Origin of the sequence: Citrobacter sp. Marseille-Q5395, from assembly GCF_947057495.1 — a bacterium.
Lineage (GTDB): Bacteria > Pseudomonadota > Gammaproteobacteria > Enterobacterales > Enterobacteriaceae > Citrobacter > Citrobacter murliniae.
Window position 1 is genome coordinate 1 of the sequence record NZ_CAMSEL010000005.1, and the last position, 21,371, is coordinate 21,371.

Below are 21,371 nucleotides of genomic sequence, written 5' to 3' on the forward strand. Positions count from 1 at the left end.
GGCGAGTCGGGGTGTCATATTCAACGTGAGAAGTGTTGATGGTGATACCACGAGCTTTTTCTTCCGGAGCGTTATCGATCTGGTCGAAAGCACGAGCAGCACCGCCGTAGGTTTTAGCCAGAACGGTGGTGATTGCAGCGGTCAGGGTAGTTTTACCGTGGTCAACGTGGCCGATGGTGCCGACGTTAACGTGCGGTTTTGTACGTTCAAATTTTTCTTTAGACACGGCTATATTCCTTACTATAGTGCTCTCCCCTTTGGAGAGAGCACGGGACTTAGGTTTTAATCCTGTGGCTTATTTACCACGGGCTTCAATAACGGCCTGAGCAACGTTGTTCGGCGCATCGTCGTACTTCAGGAACTCCATGGAGTAAGAAGCACGGCCTTTGGTCAGAGAACGCAGCTGGGTTGCATATCCGAACATTTCAGACAGCGGAACTTCAGCGTGGATCACAACGCCAGTGACGTTGGATTCCTGACCACGAAGCATACCACGACGGCGGCTCAAGTCACCGATAACGTCACCGGTGTTCTCTTCCGGAGTCTCTACTTCAACCTTCATGATAGGCTCAAGCAGAACTGGTTTCGCTTTCTTAAAGCCATCTTTAAAGGCGATAGAAGCGGCCAGTTTAAACGCCAGCTCAGAGGAGTCAACGTCATGGTAAGAACCGAAGTGCAGACGCACGCCCAGATCAACAACCGGGTAACCAGCCAGCGGGCCAGATTTCAGCTGTTCCTGGATGCCTTTATCAACGGCCGGGATGTATTCGCCAGGAATTACACCACCTTTGATGTCGTTGATGAATTCGTAGCCTTTCGGGTTTGAACCCGGCTCCAGCGGGTACATGTCGATAACAACATGACCATACTGACCGCGACCACCAGACTGCTTAGCGTGTTTACCTTCGATATCGGTAACTTTCGCGCGAATCGCTTCACGGTAAGCAACCTGAGGTTTACCGACGTTCGCTTCAACGTTGAATTCACGCTTCATGCGGTCAACGATGATGTCGAGGTGCAGCTCACCCATACCGGCGATAATAGTCTGGTTAGATTCTTCGTCAGTCCATACGCGGAATGACGGGTCTTCTTTAGCCAGACGGCCCAGAGCCAGACCCATTTTTTCCTGGTCAGCTTTGGTTTTCGGTTCTACCGCGATGGAAATTACCGGTTCCGGGAATTCCATACGCTCCAGAATGATCGGAGAATCTGGATCACACAGGGTATCACCAGTGGTCACGTCTTTCAGACCGATCGCAGCAGCGATGTCGCCCGCGCGAACTTCTTTGATCTCTTCACGTTTGTTGGCGTGCATCTGAACGATACGGCCAAAACGCTCACGTGCAGATTTCACGGAGTTCAGGATGGTATCACCGGAGTTAACCACACCAGAGTACACGCGGAAGAAGGTCAGGTTACCCACGAACGGGTCGGTAGCGATTTTGAATGCCAGAGCAGCAAACGGCTCTTCATCGCTAGCGTGACGCTCAGCCGGAGTATCTTTACCGTCGTCCAGAATACCGTTGATCGCAGGTACATCAGTCGGGGATGGCAGGTAATCAATTACCGCATCCAGCATCGCCTGAACACCTTTGTTCTTAAACGCAGAACCACAGGTTACCAGGATGATTTCGTTGTTCAGAACGCGCTGACGCAGAGCTTTCTTGATCTCTTCTTCAGTCAGTTCTTCACCACCCAGGTATTTCTCCATCAGCTCTTCTGAAGCTTCCGCGGCGGACTCGATCAGGTTCTGGTGCCATTCTTCAGCCAGTTCCTGCATGTCAGCCGGGATATCTTCATAAGTGAAGGTTACGCCTGCATCTTCTTCGTTCCAGTTGATGGCTTTCATTTTCACCAGGTCAACAACACCAGTGAAGTTTTCTTCAGCACCAATTGCCAGCTGCAGCGGAACAGGGTTCGCGCCCAGACGGGTTTTGATCTGACCAACAACTTTCAGGAAGTTCGCGCCCATACGGTCCATTTTGTTAACGAACGCAATGCGCGGAACTTTATATTTGTTAGCCTGACGCCATACGGTTTCAGACTGCGGCTGAACACCACCAACTGCGCAGTAAACCATTACTGCACCATCAAGCACACGCATGGAACGTTCTACTTCGATAGTGAAGTCAACGTGCCCCGGGGTGTCGATGATGTTTACGCGATGCGGTTCATACTGCTTAGCCATACCAGACCAGAATGCAGTAGTCGCTGCGGAGGTGATAGTAATACCACGCTCCTGCTCCTGTTCCATCCAGTCCATGGTGGCTGCGCCGTCATGAACTTCACCGATTTTATGGTTTACACCGGTGTAGAACAGAATACGTTCGGTAGTAGTGGTTTTACCGGCGTCGATGTGCGCACTGATACCGATGTTACGGTAGCGCGCGATGGGTGTTGTACGAGCCATTTGATTCCTCGTTTATCTTTTAGGCGTTCAATTTAAGTAGCCCAAAGCGGGCTGCTTACAAGAAGCGCCCGCCTGGTGACTAATACTCCGAAGGGATTACCAACGGTAGTGTGCGAACGCCTTGTTGGCTTCTGCCATACGGTGAACGTCTTCACGTTTCTTAACTGCAGTACCTTTGTTTTCTGCAGCATCAGAAAGTTCGTTCGCCAGGCGCAGAGCCATGGATTTATCACCGCGTTTACGAGCAGCTTCAACGATCCAACGCATTGCCAGGGCATTACGACGGACCGGACGGACTTCAACTGGTACCTGATAAGTAGAACCACCAACGCGGCGAGACTTAACTTCGACAGTCGGGCGCACGTTTTCGAGAGCTACTTCGAAAGCTTCCAGTTCATTTTTACCAGAACGCTGAGCCAGGGTCTCCAGCGCGCTGTATACGATTGTTTCGGCAGTAGATTTTTTACCATCTACCATCAGGATATTTACAAATTTAGCCAGCAGTTCTGATCCGAACTTCGGATCCGGCAGAATTTTACGCTGACCAATGACGCGACGACGTGGCATGGAAATACTCCGTTGTTAATTCAGGATTGTCCAAAACTCTAAGAGTTTAGTTTGACATTAATATAAAACGTTTGGCCTTACTTAACGGAGAACCATTAAGCCTTAGGACGTTTCACGCCATACTTGGAACGTGATTGCTTACGGTCTTTAACGCCGGAGCAGTCAAGCGCACCACGAACGGTGTGGTAACGAACACCCGGAAGGTCTTTTACACGACCGCCACGGATCAGGATCACGGAGTGCTCCTGCAGGTTGTGACCTTCACCACCGATGTAGGAAGTCACTTCAAAACCGTTAGTCAAACGAACACGGCAAACTTTACGCAGTGCGGAGTTCGGTTTTTTAGGAGTGGTAGTATATACACGAGTACATACGCCACGTTTCTGCGGGCATGCTTCCAGCGCAGGCACGTTGCTCTTTGCAACTTTGCGTGCGCGTGGTTTGCGTACCAGCTGGTTAACTGTTGCCATTAAATAGCTCCTGGTTTTAGCTTTTGCTTCGTAAACACGTAATAAAACGACCTCATACAATATGAGGACGCAGAATTTTAGGTCGGTGTCGAAAAGGTGTCAAGAAATATACAACGATCCCACAATTACCAGGCCATCTGGTTGGGATGCTTCACCGTAAGTCTGACGAAGTCAGTATAGCCAACCCTGACGACACTGTCTGAAATTTGACCATCTAACCCGCGAGCTTTAATGTCTTCTTCCAGTACATAGACCTTAATGGAGGCATTCTGCAGACTTTCAAGGAAGCGGGTACCATCTATTGCCGCCGTCACGCCATCCTGGAGCAATAAAAGCTCATCGTCTTCACCAACAAGACGAAGAAGAGAGGAGAAATCAGTAAGCCACGCGGAGCGATGTAAAGTATGCAGCATGAGAATGTCAAAACCTCAAAATAACATCATAGTTGCCAAGCTCACGGCGCAAATCATGGGGTTCAAGAACCGTCGCATCGACCACAAAACTGGCCCCCTGATCAAGCCCTCGCTCACGCAGGGAGGCGGCGCAAAGCCAGCATTGCTCTATATCGTACAGCCCCAGCAGTTTAAAAGTCGCGATATAATCACGGGCGAGGACAGCATCCGGTTTTTGTCCTTGCAGGATCTGGAAGACGCCATCACCAATAAAAAATACACCAAGGTCTTCCGTTAATGCTGAAGTCGCCAGTAATGCATCAAGACCTTCGCGGCCTGATGCACTGCCGTGCGGCACAGTGGAAAAAACAAAAGCAACACGTTTCATTAAAACTGTACCACGCGATCGCACGTCAGGGATGCCTCGGCCAGCGAGCCAAGCCCACTGAGGTTAAAACCTGATTGTAAGTTCGAACTTGTCAGCCCAAGCCTCTTCGCTTCGGTCTCATCAACAACGCCACGACGCAACGCCGCCGCCACACAAATATTAAGCTCTACACCAAATTGTTGATTGAGTTGCTGCCAGCCTCGCACCAAATCAAATTCATCACTGGCGGGTGATGTCAGAAGGTTAGCGTTATATACCCCCTCCTGATAAAAAAAGACACGGCTTAACTCATGCCCTTCCTCAAGCAACGCGTGTGCAAATTGCAGCGCGCTGCTCGCCTGCTGTGTGCCATAGGCAGGTCCTGTCACCATGATGGCAAAACGCATTACTTGTCTTGCCCCTGGAAATCACCACTTTTGAACTGGCGAATATAGAGGTAAACAGTATGTTTGGAGATGTTCAGACGGTCAGCGACCTGATTAATAGCATCTTTGATATCGAAGATGCCTTTCTCATACAGATTCAGGACGATCTGACGATTCTTCGCATTGTTAGATACGTTACGATCGGCATTCACTTCTTCAATCGTGAATTCCAGCGTCTGTGTCACCAGATCTTCCACTGATGAAGCAAAGTTTACGGCTGAGCCCACTTCCGGGGTTTCCGGCGGAATAAAGGTATTCATTATTTGCGAGAAAGGTACATCAAGATTCATATTGATGCACAGCAGACCAATTACGCGATGCTCACGGTTGCGAATGGCAATCGTCACCGACTTCATCAAGACACCGCTTTTCGCACGTGTGAAATAACATTTCGACACGCTGCTATCCGCACCCGTCATATCATGCAGCATACGCAACGCAAGATCGGTAATCGGTGAGCCGATTTTTCGGCCCGTGTGTTCACCGTTGGCGATGCGAATAGCCGAGCATTTCAAATCCTGCAAAGAGTGCAATACGATTTCACAATGGGAACCAATGAGCATCGCCAACCCGTCCACTACCGCTTCGTAGGATTTAAGGATATCGAAGTCGGTTTGATCGAAAGGACGTTGATCCAGCAAATCTAGCTCACTGGTTTCGTTGGTTAAAAGCGACCTGGACATGAAAAAAAGCACTCCTTTTCAGGAGCCTGTCGTTATGTTGTCAGGGCAGGCTCATCACTATTAGGGGCATCTAAAGTAATACAGCGCACAAGGCGCTTTCCAGTATTAATTATATCCTGTCGATAATAAAAAACCGCCGCCCTGTGGGCGGCGGTTTTTGGTACCTTATTTTTTGCTGGCATCTGCAGCTTTATCTGCCGGTGCAGCGTCTGCCTTCGCATCCGCTTTCGGCGCCGGTTTGATATCTAACAGCTCAACATCAAAGACCAGCGTGGAGTTTGCCGGAATACCCGGAACGCCGGTTTTGCCATAAGCCAGATCCGGTGGAATAACCAGCTGAATTTTACCGCCTTTCTTGATGTTTTTCAGGCCTTCTGTCCAGCCCGGGATAACACCGTCAAGACGGAAAGAGAGTGGCTCGCCACGGGTGTAAGAGTTATCAAACTCTTTACCATCAATCAGCGTACCTTTGTAGTTCACAACCACGGTATCGCTGTCTTTCGGTGCTTCACCTGTACCGGCTTTCTCTACTTTGTAGACCAGACCAGTAGAAGAGGTTTTAACACCTTTCTCTTTGGCAAACTTCTCACGGTACGCTTTACCCTTGGCTTCATTATCAGCCGCGTCTTTTTCCATTTTCGCCTGGGCGGAAGTCTTCACGCGCGCTTCAAACGCCTGCAGAGTTTGTTCGATTTCCTGGTCAGACAATTTGCTCTTGTCCGCAAACGCATCCTGAACGCCAGCGATCAGCTGATCTTTATCCAGTTTGATGCCCAGTTTCTCCTGCTCTTTCAGGGAGTTTTCCATGTAACGCCCCAGGGATGCTCCCAGCGCGTAAGCCGCTTTCTGGTCGTCATTCTTGAATGCTGCTTTGCTGTCAGCGGTAGCGGCTGGTTTCGCAGTATCAGCAGCGAAGGTGATCGGGGCATGCAGAGCAACGGCCATTGTGGTCGCCAGCAACGTTACTTTAAACAGTGATTTCATCCATCTCTCCAGGGCCGGGGCATCTCACCCCAGGGTTAGCTAACATAAAAACGTACTATAAAGCGTTGTAGAACAAATCAACATACAGACACGCCCTATTATCACCACATTTCAGACTCTTTTTGTTTAAATTAGTTTCGTCACACGGGAATGAGTGCTGTGCAAACAGGCAAAGTTGAGTAGAATTCGCCGCAGTCCGCGATCTGCCGGAAATAACAGAAGAGGTGAATCATGCAGGATACAACGATGGAAACTCGGCTGGCTGAACTGGAGAGTCGCCTGGCATTTCAGGAAATTACCATTGAAGAGCTTAATGTGACGGTAACTGCTCACGAACTGGAAATGGCCAAACTGCGCGATCATCTGCGTCTACTGACGGAGAAGCTCAAAGCAACTCAGCCGTCCCATATTGCGTCGCAGTCCGAAGAGACACCGCCGCCGCATTATTGAGACATAAAAAAAGCGGGGAATTCCCGCTTTTTTTGTGCCGGATAGCGACGTAAACATCTTATCCGGCCTACTCATATATACCCAAAGGATTTCAAATCACAGCCAATACCGCTGTGGGTTGAAAGACGAAGGGTATTAGTGGCAACCGCAGCCGCCATTACCTTTACCGCCACCGCCGCAGCAACCTTCGCCGCCGTGCTCGTGCCCATGGTCGTGGCCATGACCGCCGCAGCAACCGTCGTGGTCGTGATCGTGGTCATGACCGTGCGCACCGTGAACGTGACCGTGAGCCAGTTCTTCTTCGGTTGCTTCGCGGATCGCAACAACTTCAACGTTGAATTTCAGGTTCTGGCCAGCCAGCATGTGGTTACCGTCAACCACTACGTGGTCGTCTTCCACTTCGGTAATTTCTACCGGTACAGGTCCCTGGTCGGTTTCAGCCAGGAAGCGCATGCCAACCTGCAGTTCATCAACGCCCATAAATACATCTTTAGGAACGCGCTGCACCAGGTTTTCGTCATACTGACCATAAGCGTCGTTTGCGCCTACAGCAACATCGAATTTATCGCCAACTTCATGACCGTCCAGCGCTGTTTCCAGACCAGAGATCAGGGAACCGTGACCATGCAGGTAGTCCAGCGGTGCACTCACCGGAGACTCATCAACCAACACACCGTCTTCTGTACGTACCTGATAGGCCAGGCTGACCACCAGGTCCTTTGCTACTTTCATGATATCTCCTGAGCATGGAAAGAATAGTGGCGCAGATTGTAGCGGAATTCTGCACCCGTGTACCCTCTAGCTTAAAAAAAGCTGCGCCATATCGCTAGTCCGGATGAAAAATCCCTATCACTTGTTCTTCTTTGCGAACGTGCTCGCGTGCTTCTTTATCGGCTTCCCGCATCTGATGACCACACTTAACACACTCAACAATATCGATATTATTTTCGCGCCACATCGCCAGCGAGTCCTGCGCCTGGCAGGACGGACATTTTGCACCTGCAATAAAACGTTTACGAATTGCCATGGTTATCCCCTACTCAAATTCATCCCAGCCATCCAGCTGTCGTCGCTCTTGCTGCATCTCTCGATGGAAAATTTCCTCCAGTTCGCGCCGGGCTTCTCTGGCACGAGAGATTTGTACCGTATCGGTATGTATCGGGATCAACTCCCGTAGCATACGCATGTCCAGCCGCCGGAAATGCAGCTGAGCACGTTGGGCCTGATGCGGATGCATACCCAATGAAACCAGAGTTTTACGTCCCAATTCCAGCGCACTCGAAAAGGTTTCGCGGGAAAACTGCGTTACACCAGCTTGTAATAACTCATGTGCTTCCACGCGTCCGCGCGCTCGCGCAAGAATATGCAAATGCGGAAAATGCTGCTGACACAGTTCCACCAGCTTCATCGTATCTTCAGGCTCGTTACAGGTGATCACTATCGACTCCGCCGCTTCAGCACCAGCGGAACGTAAAAGTTCTACTTGTGTCGCATCGCCGTAATAAACTTTATAGCCATATTTACGCATCAGATTAACCGCGCTGATATCGCGTTCCAGCACGGTAATACGCATTTTATTCGCCATCAGCAAACGGCCTATTACCTGCCCAAAGCGCCCAAACCCCACCACAATCACCTGCGGTTTATCATCTTCCACCCAAGGTTTTTCATCTTCATCATCCGGGCCGTTAATCTGGCGGGAGAGCCATTTATCAATCAGCTTCATCAACAACGGTGTCGTCATCATCGACAATGTGACGGTCACCAGCAGCAGCGCCATTTGATCGCCCTGAAACAGTCGTTGTGATGATGCCGTTGAAAAAAGGACGAAGGCAAATTCTCCCCCCTGGCTTAACACACCGGCAAACTGCATACGCTCCGAGCTTCTCATCCCATTCAGTCGCGCCAATAGATACAGCACCAGCGTCTTAACAACTACCAGCACAATAACGCTCGCGACCACCCACAGAATGTGGGTATACAGAACGCCAAGATTTAGCGACATCCCCACAGATATGAAGAACAAACCAAGCAACAGACCTTTAAAAGGATCAATTGCCGTTTCCAGCTCATGTCGATATTCGCTTTCCGCCAGCAGCACGCCCGCGATAAAAGTTCCAAGGGCCATCGACAACCCCAATGCATCCATGAATAAAGCAGAACCCAGTACCAGGAGCAGCGTGGCTGCGGTAAATACCTCCCGTACACCGGAATCCGCGATAAAGCGAAAAACGGGACGGAGCAGATAACGCCCACCAATCAACATGCCAGCAAAGGCCAGCACCTTCATTCCTACTTTGATCCAGTCAAAATGTTCGTCAGCAGAACCGGCTAACAGCGGAACCAACGCCAGCGCGGGGATCACCGCCAGATCCTGAAATAGTAATACCGAAAAACCCAGTTGCCCGGATTCGCTGCGGTTCATCCCCTTTTCCCGCATCAGCTGCAGCGCCATCGCCGTTGAGGACATCGCCAACCCGATTCCGCCCACTACTGCCGCCTGCCAGGAGAAATTCGTGAGCATCAGCAGGCCAGCCAGAACCACTGCGCTGAGCATCACTTGAGCCGCGCCGACGCCAAATATTGAGCGTCGCAACTGCCATAGCTTGGAAGGGTTAAGCTCCAGCCCAATGATAAACATCAGAAAAACCACACCCAATTCAGAGAAGTGGAGGATTTCATCCACATCGCTGATGAACCCTAGTCCCCACGGACCAATAGCGATCCCCGCCAGCAAATACCCCAAAACAGGGCCAATGCCCAGCCGCGATGCCAACGGCACCGCAGCTACCGCCGCGAAGAGGAATAACACTCCCGCCAGTAATAAATCAGAACCTTCCATCAGCGGCCTCCCGAAGGAATCGGATTTGCCAGCCAGTCGCCATACGCTTTAGCATGACTGTCCAGCTCCTGCTTTGTCTGCCGCCTGGCCCAGTAAACGATAATAGGGCTCATCCAGTGCATCCGGCACATTCCGGCCGTCAACTCAAAAGGGCGCAGCACATCGCTCATCGGATAGCGGTTCAGCGCATCATAACGGTAAGCACTTTCCGGCTCACCGGTAGTGATGACACTCCGCCAGTACTTTCCCGCCAATTGATTTCCACCCGGACCGCTGGCGAATCCACGACTGAGAACACGGTCAAGCCATTCTTTTAACAGGGCCGGACAGCTATAGGTGTATAGCGGATGCTGGAAAACAATCACATCATGCTCACGCAGCAGTTCCTGCTCGTGCGGAATATCGATAAAAAAATCGGGATAGTGTGCATAAAGATCGTGCACGGTAACATTACTGAGCTGCATGGCCGGTTTAAGCAGAACCCGGTTCGCGACCGAGTCCTGAGATTCCGGATGGGCATACAGCAGCAAAACTTTCGCTGGCTGGAACATCATTCCCCTCCCGGTTATGTCTTTTGTCTATTTTCGACGTTTTGGGCTACCATTGCGCCTCGGTGCGGCAAAGCGCCCGCACATTACATTATCATAATGATAAATTAACATAGTCTGAACATACGGCGCCTTATGATTGTTTTCTCCTCGTTACAAATTCGTCGCGGCGTGCGCGTCTTACTGGACAATGCCACGGCCACCATTAATCCAGGGCAGAAGGTTGGTCTGGTCGGTAAAAATGGCTGCGGTAAATCTACCCTGCTGGCATTGCTGAAAAATGAAATCAGCGCCGACGCCGGGGGATTTACGTTCCCTGGTAACTGGCAGCTCGCTTGGGTGAACCAGGAAACACCAGCACTTCCTCAGCCTGCGCTGGAGTACGTGATTGACGGTGACCGCGAATATCGTCAGCTGGAAGCACAGTTGAACGATGCCAACGAACGTAACGATGGAAACGCCATTGCGACCGTACACGGCAAACTGGACGCTATTGATGCATGGACGGTTCGCTCGCGTGCCGCCAGCCTGTTACACGGCCTCGGTTTTTCGAATGAGCAGCTTGAACGTCCGGTCAGCGATTTCTCCGGCGGATGGCGTATGCGCCTCAACCTTGCTCAGGCACTGATTTGTCGTTCAGATCTTCTGCTGCTTGATGAACCGACCAACCACCTCGATCTCGACGCGGTAATCTGGCTGGAACGGTGGCTGAAAAGCTATCAGGGCACGCTGATCCTGATCTCTCATGACCGTGATTTCCTCGATCCGGTGGTAGATAAAATTATTCATATCGAACAACAGACGATGTTCGAGTACACCGGTAACTACAGCGCGTTTGAAATTCAGCGCGCTACGCGTCTCGCACAACAGCAGGCGATGTACGAAAGCCAGCAGGAGCGCGTGGCGCATCTGCAAAGCTATATCGATCGCTTCCGCGCCAAAGCAACTAAAGCAAAGCAGGCACAGAGCCGTATTAAAATGCTGGAACGCATGGAGCTCATCGCTCCGGCTCATGTCGATAACCCGTTCCATTTCAGTTTCCGCGCGCCGGAAAGCCTGCCCAATCCATTGCTGAAAATGGAAAAAGTCAGCGCAGGCTATGGCGATCGCGTCATCCTAGACTCCATCAAACTGAACCTGGTTCCGGGGTCACGTATCGGCCTGTTAGGACGTAACGGTGCGGGTAAATCAACGCTGATTAAACTGCTGGCGGGAGAACTGGCGCCGATCAGTGGTGAAATCGGTCTGGCGAAGGGTATTAAGCTCGGCTATTTCGCTCAGCATCAATTGGAGTTCCTGCGGGCTGATGAATCCCCTATTCAGCATCTGGCACGCATGGCGCCGCAAGAGCTGGAACAGAAACTACGCGATTACCTCGGCGGATTCGGCTTCCAGGGAGATAAAGTTACCGAACAGACCGCGCGCTTCTCCGGCGGTGAAAAAGCGCGTCTGGTGCTGGCGCTGATCGTCTGGCAACGCCCGAACCTGTTGCTGCTCGATGAGCCGACTAACCACCTGGATCTCGACATGCGTCAGGCGCTGACCGAAGCATTAATTGATTTCGAAGGCGCACTGGTTGTGGTTTCGCACGACCGTCACCTGATTCGATCCACTACCGACGACCTCTATCTGGTACACGATAAGAAGGTCGAGCCATTTGATGGCGATCTGGAAGATTATCAGCAGTGGCTAAGTGACGTACAAAAGCAGGAAAACCAGAGCGACGAACCGGCGAAAGAGAGTGTCAACAGCGCCCAGGCGCGTAAAGACCAGAAGCGCCGCGAAGCAGAGCTGCGAACCCTGACGCAACCACTGCGTAAAGAGATAACCCGTCTGGAAAAAGAGATGGAAAAGCTACACGCACAACTGGCACAGGCGGAAGAGAAGCTTGGCGACAGCGAACTGTACGACCAAAGTCGCAAAGCTGAACTAACGGCATGCCTGCAACAACAGGCGAGCGCAAAATCCGGGCTGGAAGAGTGCGAAATGGCCTGGCTGGACGCGCAGGAACAGCTTGAGCAAATGCTTGCCGAGTAGTCTTGATTGCCGGATAAAGGCGCGAAAGCGTCTTATCCGGCCTAGCGAAAGATTAATGGGAGGATGTAAGTTAGCGTTGCGTCGCCAGACGCTGGCGAATTTGTTCGAAATGTTCACGATTGAAAAGCTTGCCGTCAAGAAAGCGCGTTTTCAACTCTCCTTCCATCTCCTGTCCCCAGTTTTGTTCATCATGCAGGCATAGCTCACCTTGATCATCACGCGCGACGCGCAGCAGTCCCCGGGCTGAACGTTTCAGACCATTGTCGGTTTTCGGCTCTTTAAAGATCGTCCGTCCTTTACCGTCAACCTCCCCCCATGTTGCTTTCATCGCAAAACCAAATGTATCACGCGTGCTGTACTGATAAGTGAATGAACCAACCCCAAATACCACATTTGAACTGGCAAATCCTTTTGCTTCCAGGCGACGCAGGATTTCATTCGCCCGCTCAAGGGTAATGGAATCGCCATAGATCAACCCGACATGTGGGTCGAGCACCTTATACCCTTTGGAGTTAATCGTGCCGCCAAAAATTTCCCACAGCACTTCCACTGAGCCTTTCTCCTGCGGGGTACGATCGGCACGAGAATCTTCATCCGCGCCGGTGCCGCACAGAATATCTACCGGATTACCGCTGTCCGGGCGGAATACTACCCGGCCCTCACGCGCCAAAATGATGTGCTTTAGTTCAAGGGTATATTCCGTCAACACCTGCCAGTAGTCCCAGGTATCTGAGACTATCGACACAAATCCCTGCGGGTAGAGATCAGCAATCAGGCGACGAAAAGTTTCAATCTCATGCTCGCGCTCCCCCATACACATTACGCTGTGCTCAGTTGCGGGAATACTGGCGCCGATAAAATATCCTTCGCCGTCAGTGTAATAATCGCGGGCATAGAGCAACGATGGAATGCTGTCAGTACCTTTAAAACTCAGCAGATGCCCGCTTCCTGCCTGCATGGTATCCTGCAAACCAGACATGCCCCGAAATGAAAAATCATGACACTGGAAATCGAGATGTGTCTGATCGCTACAGGTTTTCTCCGCCCAACGTTCGCAGATTTTGCGATAGTGGTGAGCAATAGTAGCGTTAGTTGACGCTTTCCACAGTTCCGCCGACAACACAGTCTCAAGGTAATTCACCAGCCAGAAAAACTCAGGTTTGGTATTGATGATGGTTAATACCGGCACCGCCATCGGAACTTTGCTACCTTCATCCAGCGCCTTGATATGCAGTGGCAAATAACCCAACTGGTGCAGCGCACGAATGTGGTCAACCGCTACAGCATCTTTTCCAGGATAGCTGTCCATTACCTGCTTGTATTCCTTTACCACCTCTTCCTGCGCTCGAGCAAAGAACGCCTCGTTAAACAGGTCGATCAGAAACCACTGCAGAAATCCCTGCAGACCGAAGAACACCAACTTGCCATCCGGCAGTGGTGACGAAAAAAAGCGATCGCTGCGTGGCGTAAAGTTGGAATAGACCCGGCTGGTTCCTTGCGGATACTGTACGCGGTGAGAAACTTTGTAGCCGTCGATGGCCAGAATAGGGTTCATTTTCATAATAATTATCTCCCTCAGGCGCGGTAAATCGCGTCAATATCGATAAGTTCAAGCTGCGGATGTGCCAGCGCAGATGCAGCTAAAGAGGTTGTGGTGTAGATGGCATCGATTCCGTTGGCGAACAAATGTTCAACACCCTTAGAAAAGATACCGTGGGTGACATACAGGCTAACGCTGCGGGCTCCGGCATCACGTAAAACCTGAGCTGATCCAATAAAGGTGCCACCGGCATCACACAGGTCGTCAATAATCAGCAGATCTCTGCCCTTAACATTCCCCGCAACCAGTGCAAACCCGGTCAGATTGCCAGTTGCCACATCACGTTTTTTGCTCAGAATGGCATATTCAGAGACACCTACCGCTCTGGCGACAGCATCAATTTTCTTCAACGATCCGGCATCTGGTGCAACCAGCATCAACGCTTTTTGTTGAAACTGGCGCAGCAGGGTCGCGCTTTGTTGCAGACAGGTCTCCTGCGAAATAGCCACAAAGTTATCTATTGCCGCTGCCGCGGCTTCGCTGTGTGGGTCGAGCACTTTTACCTTGTCAAACTTCAGTGTATTGAGCTGACTGGCAAAGACTTTCAGCGCAAAGCTGTCACCCGCGACCATATGTCGGTCCTGGCGCGCCCATGGCAGCCAGGGGAGTTCGAGGTGACTGACCAGTACATCGGTTTGGTGGCGAACCGCTTCCACTAGTTGCGCCACCAGCATAAAGTCGTTCATATCACGCATTGCCATCGCCCGAATGCGCATCAGACGAGCAGAGGATGGCAACGCATCGGTTACTTTCAACCAGGCGGCCCCGTCAGGAAAAACACCGCTGGCAATTGTGTACACCTGCTCATCCAGGGTTAATGTCAATTTTACGCTCATCGCTCTCCCCTTAATTGTGTCCCTTAGACACAATTAATAATGTCCTTAAGACATATTTAAAGCAAGCATAATATGCATTAATCTTCACCATGGTGATAATCAACTGATAAGTAACAAGAAAAAACGAAACTTGCCCCCCATGGTTGGGCTGGTACACTTGTGAGCGTTGCAAATCATCGTGAGTACCTTATGACCACCGAAGCTGACTATCTGAATCAGTATGATGCCCGCCGCTTTCCCTCCCCTTTGGTGACAGTGGATAGTGTGTTGTTTACCCTGCATCAACAGGCGCTGTGTGTGTTGCTGGTAGAACGGGCAAACCAGCCACAAAAGGGGTGCTGGGGATTACCCGGTGGCTTCATTGATATGGCCCACGATGATTCCACCCGTGCCACGGCAATGCGTAAACTCACTGAAAAAACAGGTGTTTCTCCTTCCTGGTTGGAACAACTGGATACGTTTTCCGGACCAGATCGTGATCCGCGCGGCTGGAGCCTGACCGTCACCTGGTTCGCCTTGATCGCCTGGGTAGACTGTGAGCCGCACATTGCCAGCGTCAGTGATGCCCGTTGGGTTCCTGTTGATAAACTTGCCGACTATCCACTCGCATTTGACCACCAGAAAATCATTGAGGCGGCCCTGTATCGGCTACGGCAAAAAACGATGTATTCTTTACTGCCCGTTTACTGTTTACCGGATACCTTTACTCATGGTCAGCTCCAGGAAGCCACTGAGGTAATCCTTGGCCAGTCCATTCAGCGTAAAAGTCTGATCCGCCGCTTTGAAGCATCAGGCATGTTTGAAGATACCGGTGAAAGTATGGCGACAGGCACGCGAAAAGCCCGTTTATGGCGGCGTAAACCCGGCGTGGATATCCATCTTTTCTCGCGTAACCTACTGACTGACTTAGCGTAAACTTACATATTGACTAACCCGCAGGCCTTCTGCGCGGTATAGTTGCTCATTCCGTTTATTGATTGCTCTGGTGTTATGGTTGAAATCACTCCTACAGAAATGACCCCATCCGCCGACGATTCACGAGAATTCCGTCCGATGCGCGGGATCCGTAATCGCCATCTACAGACGATGCTACCGCGTTTGATTCGCCGTAAAGTGAAGTTCGACGCCCACTGGCAGCGGCTCGAGTTACCTGATGGCGACTTTGTCGATCTGGCCTGGAGTGAAGATCCACAGCAGGCAAAACATAAACCGCGTCTGGTGGTTTTTCACGGCCTGGAAGGTAGCCTGAATAGTCCATATGCTCATGGACTGATTGAAGCAGCGCAAAAGCGCGGCTGGCTGGGTGTGGTGATGCACTTTCGCGGCTGTAGTGGCGAACCGAATCGCCTGAACCGAATTTATCACTCCGGCGAAACCGAAGACGGCACCTGGTTTTTACACTGGCTGGAACGTGAATACGGCCGCGTACCAACTGCGGCGGTAGGTTATTCGCTCGGCGGCAATATGCTGGCATGCCTGCTGGCAAAAGAAGGGCGAGACATTCCGATAGATGCGGCGGTTATTGTATCCGCACCTTTCGTGCTCGAAGCCTGTAGCTACCATATGGAGAAAGGTTTCTCCCGGGTCTATCAGCGCTATCTGCTCAATCTTTTAAAAGCCAATGCCTCACGTAAACTCGAAGCCTATCCAGGCTCACTGCCGGTCAGTCTGGCGCAACTGAAATCCCTGCGCCGCATTCGCGATTTTGACGATCTCATCACCGCCAAAATCCACGGTTTTGCCGATGCTATAGACTATTATCGTCAGTGTAGTGCCATGCCGTTATTGAATCAGATCGCCAAACCGACGCTGATTATTCATGCCAAAGACGATCCTTTTATGGATCATCATGTGATCCCCAAACCGGAAAACCTGCCATCGCAGGTGGAATATCAGTTAACCGAACACGGCGGACACGTCGGATTTATTGGTGGCACATTGCGCCATCCTGAGATGTGGCTGGAATCCCGTATCCCAGACTGGCTGACAACATACCTGGAGGCGTCATCATGATGATCCCGTGGCAGGATATCTCCCCGGAAGCACTGGACAACCTGATTGAAAGCTTTGTCTTGCGCGAAGGCACCGATTATGGTGAACATGAACGCTCGCTCGAACAAAAAGTCGCCGACGTCAAACGCCAACTACAATCTGGTGAAGCCGTGCTGGTGTGGTCCGAACTGCATGAAACGGTCAACATTATGCCAAGGAAACAGCTTCACGAGTAATCCGCTGCCGACGGCTGACTATAATAAAAAAACCAACCTATTTATGGAGTTGTTATGTCTGCCAAACATCCGGTGATTGCGGTAACAGGATCCAGCGGCGCGGGGACCACCACCACCAGCCTCGCGTTTCGTAAAATTTTCGCGCAGTTAAATCTGCGTGCTGCCGAGGTGGAAGGTGACAGTTTTCATCGCTATACCCGCCCGGAAATGGACATGGCGATCCGCAAAGCGCGCGATGCCGGACGGCATATCAGCTATTTCGGCCCCGAAGCCAATGACTTCGGCCTGTTAGAACAAACCTTCATTGAGTATGGTCAGGCAGGAAAAGGCCAGTCGCGTAAATATCTGCACACTTACGACGAAGCCGTTCCGTGGAACCAGGTTCCAGGTACGTTTACCCCCTGGCAACCACTACCTGAGCCGACTGACGTTCTGTTCTACGAAGGACTGCACGGCGGTGTCGTCACTCCGCAACAAAATGTGGCGCGACATGTCGACCTGCTGGTTGGCGTTGTGCCAATCGTCAACCTGGAATGGATTCAGAAACTGACCCGTGATACCAGCGAGCGCGGACACTCACGTGAAGCGGTGATGGACTCGGTCGTGCGTTCAATGGACGACTACATCAATTACATCACTCCACAGTTTTCCCGCACGCATATTAACTTCCAGCGTGTGCCAACTGTCGACACCTCCAATCCCTTTGCGGCCAAGAGTATTCCGTCACTGGATGAGAGCTTTGTGGTGATTCATTTCCGCAACCTGGAAGGGATCGATTATCCCTGGTTGCTGGCGATGCTGCAGGGTTCATTCATCTCCCACATCAATACGTTAGTCGTACCGGGTGGCAAGATGGGGCTGGCAATGGAATTGATCATGCTGCCGTTAGTGCAACGACTGATGGAAGGAAAGAGGATCGAGTGAAGTGTTGCCGGATGGCGGCTGATGCCTTATCCGGCCTACGGGTTTACATCATGCAGGCCTGATAAGTATGACGCCATCAGGCGTGCATTACGAAGCAGCAATCACTTCATAGGAATGGGTGATATTCACCGCTTTTTCCAGCATCAACGCCACGGAGCAATATTTCTCAGCCGAAAGATCTACCGCGCGGGACACGGAGGCATCTTTCAGGTCATGGCCGGTGACAATGAAATGCAGATTGATATGGGTAAAAAGACGCGGTGCTTCTTCACGACGTTCAGAGGTGAGTTTCACTTCACAGTTGGTCACATCCTGGCGACCCTTTTGCAGGATCGACACCACATCAATTGCGCTGCAACCACCCGCAGCCATTAACACCATTTCCATCGGGCTCGGCGCTTTATCACCGGAGTTACCGTCCATCAGAATTTGGTGGCCAGAGGCGGACTCACCAAGGAAGGTTAACCCCTCAACCCACTTTACACGCGCTTGCATAATTCGTAACTCCAATGTTTCAATTTTCCTGACAGATTACGCGCACATAACAATTCTCGCAACGGAAGGCGACCTGCGTCATGCTGAAGCGAGACACCAGGAGACACACGGCGAAAGCTATGCTAAAACAGTCGGGATGCTACAGTAATACAATGACGTACTGCATGTATGCAGAGGACATCACATTACAGGCTGCAGTGCACTTTTTAGCAGCCCCCTTCCCAGGTAGCGGGAAGCACATTTTTGCAACCCCAGAGGCAGCGTCGTTTTCTGGCTCTGGAGACAGCTTATAACAGAGGATAACCGCGCATGGTGCTTGGCAAACCGCAAACAGACCCGACTCTCGAATGGTTCTTGTCTCATTGCCATATTCATAAGTACCCATCGAAGAGCACGCTGATTCACCAGGGTGAAAAAGCGGAAACGTTGTATTACATCGTTAAAGGCTCAGTGGCAGTGCTGATCAAAGATGAAGAAGGGAAGGAAATGATCCTCTCTTATCTGAATCAGGGCGATTTTATTGGCGAACTGGGCCTGTTCGAAGAAGGCCAGGAACGTAGCGCCTGGGTACGAGCTAAAACCGCATGTGAAGTCGCTGAAATTTCATACAAAAAATTCCGTCAGTTAATCCAGGTGAACCCGGATATTCTGATGCGTCTGTCTTCCCAGATGGCTCGTCGTCTGCAAGTTACGTCCGAGAAAGTGGGTAACCTTGCCTTCCTCGACGTGACAGGCCGTATCGCCCAGACGCTGTTGAACCTGGCGAAACAACCTGATGCGATGACTCACCCGGACGGCATGCAGATCAAAATCACCCGTCAGGAAATTGGCCAGATCGTGGGTTGCTCCCGTGAAACCGTTGGTCGCATCCTGAAGATGCTGGAAGATCAAAACCTGATCTCCGCGCACGGTAAAACCATCGTCGTTTACGGCACACGTTAATTCCGCCAAAATGGCGCGTTACTCAGTAATGCGCCATTTTTGTTTACACTGATGTGGCGAAGACTGATTTATCACCCCGAGATCAACTACGCACTACGACAGACGCTGGTGCTGTGTTTACCTGTGGGTGTCGGTCTTATCATCGGTCAACTACATCTGGGGCTGCTTTTCTCCCTCGTCCCAGCCTGCTGCAACATTGCCGGTCTTGACACCCCACATAAACGCTTTTTTAAACGCTTAATTATTGGTGCGTCGCTGTTTGCCGGATGCAGTTTGATCATGCAACTACTACTGGCGCAGACCATACCGTTACCGCTGATCCTCACCGGCCTGACGCTTATTCTCGGCGTAACTGCAGAGTTAAGTCCTCTGCATGCACGATTGTTGCCTGCCTCGCTCATTGCTGCAATTTTCACGCTTAGCCTTGCCGGGAACATGCCCGTCTGGGAGCCACTGTTAATCTATGCGCTGGGTACATTGTGGTACGGTCTGTTCAACTGGTTCTGGTTTTGGCTGTGGCGCGAGCAGCCGCTACGTGAATCACTCAGCCTGCTATACCGCGAACTGGCCGATTACTGTGAGGCTAAATACAGTCTGCTGACCCAGCACATCGATCCTGAAAAAGCGCTGCCTCCGCTGCTGATACGCCAGCAGAAAGCAGTCGATCTCATTACCCAGTGTTATCAGCAGATGCACATGCTGTCGGCACATCACAACAATGAGTACAAACGCCTGCTGCGTGCCTTTCAGGAGGCTCTGGATTTACAGGAGCATATTTCCGTCAGCCTGCATCAACCGGAAGAGGTGCAGAAACTGGTCGAACGCAGCCATGCAGAGCAGGTAATTCGCTGGAATGCGCGAACTGTCGCCGCCCGACTACGAGTGCTGGCAGATGACATTTTGTATCACCGCTTGCCTACGCGATTTTCAATGGAAAAGCAGATTGGCACCCTGGAAAAAATTGCCAGGCAGCATCCGGATAATCCCGTTGGACAGTTCTGCTACTGGCACTTTAGCCGCATTGCCCGCGTGCTGCGTACCCAGCGCCCGCTTTATGCCCGGGATTTGATGGCTGATAAGCAGCGCCGATTGCCGTTGCTCCCTGCTCTGAAAAGCTATTTGTCGTTTAAATCCCCTGCGCTGCGTAATGCGGGGCGTATCAGCGTCATGTTAAGTATCGCCAGCCTGATGGGTAGCGCCTTACATTTGCCAAAACCATACTGGATCCTGATGACGATATTGTTCGTCACGCAAAATGGCTACGGCGCAACCCGGGTGCGTATTCTGCATCGCTCGGCAGGTACTCTCGTTGGGCTTATCATCGCTGGCGTCACATTGCACTTCCATATCCCCGAGGGTTTCACGCTGGCGGCTATGTTGCTTATCACTTTGGTGAGCTACCTGATTATCCGCAAAAACTACGGCTGGGCCACAGTAGGTTTTACTGTCACGGCAGTGTATACCCTGCAACTACTGACGCTGAATGGGGAGCAGTTTATCGTACCGCGCTTTGTCGATACGGTGATGGGCTGTTTGATCGCCTTTGGCGGCACACTCTGGCTGTGGCCGCAATGGCAGAGCGGCCTGCTGCGTAAGAACGCCCACGATGCGCTAGAATCCGATCAGGAAGCCATTCGCCTGATTCTCAGCAACGACCCGCAGGCTACACCGCTGGCATATCAGCGTATGCGGGTTAATCAGGCGCATAACACTCTGTTTAACTCACTGAACCAGGCGATGCAGGAACCAGGGTTTAACTCACACTATCTGGCAGATATGAAACTGTGGGTTACGCACAGCCAGTTTATTGTCGAGCACATTAACGCGATGACCACTCTGGCAAGGGAACATACGATACTGACGCCGGATTTAGCACAGCGGTATCTGGAATCCTGTGAAATTGCTATCCAGCGTTGCCAGCAGCGGTTGGAGTATGACGGGCCGGGAAGTTCCGGCGATGTGAATATTCTCGAGTCTTCGGAAATGCTGTCCCAAGGCCCGTTAAGCACCCTGGAACAGCATCTGCAACGTATACTTGGCCACCTGAACACCATGCACACCATTTCGTCGGTAGCATGGCGTCAAAGGCCGCATCATGGCATCTGGCTTAGCCGCCGGTTGCGAGACATGAAGGGTTAACGCTGTTTTCC

Annotated in this window: 23 protein-coding genes and 1 pseudogene; 8 read left to right on the plus strand and 16 right to left on the minus strand. The window is 51.4% G+C overall.

The genetic code is table 11. The features are described from left to right. The 9 genes from OH663_RS06245 to fkpA all read right to left on the minus strand — a co-directional run. Positions 1-226 (minus strand): GTP-binding protein (locus OH663_RS06245; protein WP_001403315.1); only part of this gene is annotated, 226 nt, incomplete at its 3' end. Between the two features lie 69 nt (positions 227-295). Next, positions 296-2,410 carry an elongation factor G gene (gene fusA / locus OH663_RS06250; RefSeq protein ID WP_045448338.1) on the minus strand — a complete coding sequence of 705 codons (2,115 nt, stop codon included), beginning with the start codon at positions 2,408-2,410 and terminating at the stop codon, positions 296-298. Between the two features lie 96 nt (positions 2,411-2,506). After that, the gene (gene rpsG, locus OH663_RS06255) at positions 2,507-2,977 is read right to left on the minus strand and encodes a 30S ribosomal protein S7 (RefSeq protein WP_003023657.1); all 471 of its coding nucleotides are present in this window, start codon (positions 2,975-2,977) and stop codon (positions 2,507-2,509) included. A 95-nt stretch (positions 2,978-3,072) separates the two neighbouring features. Beyond that, a complete protein-coding gene (gene rpsL, locus OH663_RS06260; RefSeq protein WP_003023654.1) occupies positions 3,073-3,447 on the minus strand; it encodes a 30S ribosomal protein S12 in 375 nt (124 codons plus the stop codon). Between the two features lie 125 nt (positions 3,448-3,572). Beyond that, complete coding sequence (tusB, locus tag OH663_RS06265; protein WP_045448350.1) at positions 3,573-3,860, minus strand: sulfurtransferase complex subunit TusB; 288 nt, start codon at positions 3,858-3,860, stop codon at positions 3,573-3,575. A 7-nt stretch (positions 3,861-3,867) separates the two neighbouring features. Beyond that, the gene (gene tusC, locus OH663_RS06270; RefSeq protein WP_048222844.1) at positions 3,868-4,227 is read right to left on the minus strand and encodes a sulfurtransferase complex subunit TusC; all 360 of its coding nucleotides are present in this window, start codon (positions 4,225-4,227) and stop codon (positions 3,868-3,870) included. Further along, entirely contained in the window at positions 4,227-4,613 is a 387-nt protein-coding gene (gene tusD / locus OH663_RS06275; protein ID WP_200013188.1) for a sulfurtransferase complex subunit TusD, read from the minus strand. The genes tusC and tusD overlap by 1 nt, the downstream gene beginning before the upstream one ends. Next, the gene (locus OH663_RS06280; RefSeq protein WP_003023643.1) at positions 4,613-5,335 is read right to left on the minus strand and encodes a helix-turn-helix transcriptional regulator; all 723 of its coding nucleotides are present in this window, start codon (positions 5,333-5,335) and stop codon (positions 4,613-4,615) included. Before OH663_RS06280 ends, tusD begins: the two co-directional genes overlap by 1 nt. A 165-nt stretch (positions 5,336-5,500) precedes the next feature. Next, complete coding sequence (gene fkpA, locus OH663_RS06285) at positions 5,501-6,319, minus strand: FKBP-type peptidyl-prolyl cis-trans isomerase (RefSeq protein ID WP_045448355.1); 819 nt, start codon at positions 6,317-6,319, stop codon at positions 5,501-5,503. A gap of 231 nt (positions 6,320-6,550) precedes the next feature. Here fkpA and OH663_RS06290 point away from each other — a divergent pair, with 231 nt between their 5' ends. After that, entirely contained in the window at positions 6,551-6,769 is a 219-nt protein-coding gene (locus OH663_RS06290) for a protein SlyX (RefSeq protein WP_003023639.1), read from the plus strand. Between the two features lie 135 nt (positions 6,770-6,904). Here OH663_RS06290 and slyD read toward each other — a convergent pair whose 3' ends face one another. From slyD to kefG, 4 genes are all read right to left on the minus strand, one after another. After that, complete coding sequence (gene slyD / locus OH663_RS06295; RefSeq protein ID WP_045448357.1) at positions 6,905-7,501, minus strand: peptidylprolyl isomerase; 597 nt, start codon at positions 7,499-7,501, stop codon at positions 6,905-6,907. Positions 7,502-7,595: 94 nt separating this feature from the next. Beyond that, a complete protein-coding gene (locus OH663_RS06300; RefSeq protein ID WP_005121675.1) occupies positions 7,596-7,796 on the minus strand; it encodes a YheV family putative zinc ribbon protein in 201 nt (66 codons plus the stop codon). 9 nt (positions 7,797-7,805) lie between these two features. Further along, positions 7,806-9,611, minus strand: a complete 1,806-nt coding sequence (gene kefB, locus OH663_RS06305) for a glutathione-regulated potassium-efflux system protein KefB (RefSeq protein WP_045448360.1) — start codon at positions 9,609-9,611, stop codon at positions 7,806-7,808. Next, positions 9,611-10,162, minus strand: coding sequence for a glutathione-regulated potassium-efflux system ancillary protein KefG (gene kefG / locus OH663_RS06310; protein WP_048223473.1), 552 nt, complete (start codon positions 10,160-10,162; stop codon positions 9,611-9,613). Before kefG ends, kefB begins: the two co-directional genes overlap by 1 nt. Before the next feature lie 132 nt (positions 10,163-10,294). Between kefG and OH663_RS06315 the strand changes: the two genes are divergently transcribed. Further along, complete coding sequence (locus OH663_RS06315; protein ID WP_045448362.1) at positions 10,295-12,196, plus strand: ABC transporter ATP-binding protein; 1,902 nt, start codon at positions 10,295-10,297, stop codon at positions 12,194-12,196. Positions 12,197-12,266: 70 nt separating this feature from the next. Here OH663_RS06315 and OH663_RS06320 read toward each other — a convergent pair whose 3' ends face one another. Further along, on the minus strand, positions 12,267-13,757 hold the full coding sequence (locus OH663_RS06320) for a nicotinate phosphoribosyltransferase (RefSeq protein WP_200013186.1): 1,491 nt from the start codon (positions 13,755-13,757) through the stop codon (positions 12,267-12,269). A 14-nt stretch (positions 13,758-13,771) separates the two neighbouring features. Continuing rightward, positions 13,772-14,632 (minus strand): ribose-phosphate diphosphokinase, encoded by an 861-nt coding sequence (gene prs, locus OH663_RS06325; RefSeq protein ID WP_200013185.1) that lies wholly within the window; start codon positions 14,630-14,632, stop codon positions 13,772-13,774. 189 nt (positions 14,633-14,821) lie between these two features. On the opposite strand from prs, the gene OH663_RS06330 reads away from it, so the two are divergent. The 4 genes and pseudogenes from OH663_RS06330 to OH663_RS06345 all read left to right on the plus strand — a co-directional run bounded on the left by OH663_RS06330 (position 14,822) and on the right by OH663_RS06345 (position 17,784). Continuing rightward, positions 14,822-15,547, plus strand: a complete 726-nt coding sequence (locus OH663_RS06330) for an NUDIX hydrolase (RefSeq protein WP_200013190.1) — start codon at positions 14,822-14,824, stop codon at positions 15,545-15,547. A 29-nt stretch (positions 15,548-15,576) separates the two neighbouring features. Then, positions 15,577-16,645 (plus strand): annotated as a pseudogene (locus OH663_RS06335) (hydrolase). Continuing rightward, positions 16,642-16,860 (plus strand): YheU family protein, encoded by a 219-nt coding sequence (locus OH663_RS06340; RefSeq protein WP_045448370.1) that lies wholly within the window; start codon positions 16,642-16,644, stop codon positions 16,858-16,860. The pseudogene OH663_RS06335 and the gene OH663_RS06340 overlap by 4 nt, the downstream one beginning before the upstream one ends. A 54-nt stretch (positions 16,861-16,914) precedes the next feature. After that, positions 16,915-17,784 (plus strand): phosphoribulokinase, encoded by an 870-nt coding sequence (locus OH663_RS06345; RefSeq protein ID WP_045448372.1) that lies wholly within the window; start codon positions 16,915-16,917, stop codon positions 17,782-17,784. 87 nt (positions 17,785-17,871) lie between these two features. Here the strand turns inward: OH663_RS06345 and OH663_RS06350 are convergent, their stop codons facing one another. Continuing rightward, positions 17,872-18,279 (minus strand): OsmC family protein, encoded by a 408-nt coding sequence (locus OH663_RS06350; protein ID WP_045448374.1) that lies wholly within the window; start codon positions 18,277-18,279, stop codon positions 17,872-17,874. 309 nt (positions 18,280-18,588) lie between these two features. Here OH663_RS06350 and crp point away from each other — a divergent pair, with 309 nt between their 5' ends. Both crp and OH663_RS06360 read left to right on the plus strand, forming a co-directional pair. After that, positions 18,589-19,221 carry a cAMP-activated global transcriptional regulator CRP gene (crp, locus tag OH663_RS06355; protein ID WP_000242758.1) on the plus strand — a complete coding sequence of 211 codons (633 nt, stop codon included), beginning with the start codon at positions 18,589-18,591 and terminating at the stop codon, positions 19,219-19,221. A 51-nt stretch (positions 19,222-19,272) separates the two neighbouring features. Further along, the gene (locus OH663_RS06360) at positions 19,273-21,360 is read left to right on the plus strand and encodes a YccS/YhfK family putative transporter (RefSeq protein ID WP_045448377.1); all 2,088 of its coding nucleotides are present in this window, start codon (positions 19,273-19,275) and stop codon (positions 21,358-21,360) included. Positions 21,361-21,371: the final 11 nt, after the last annotated feature.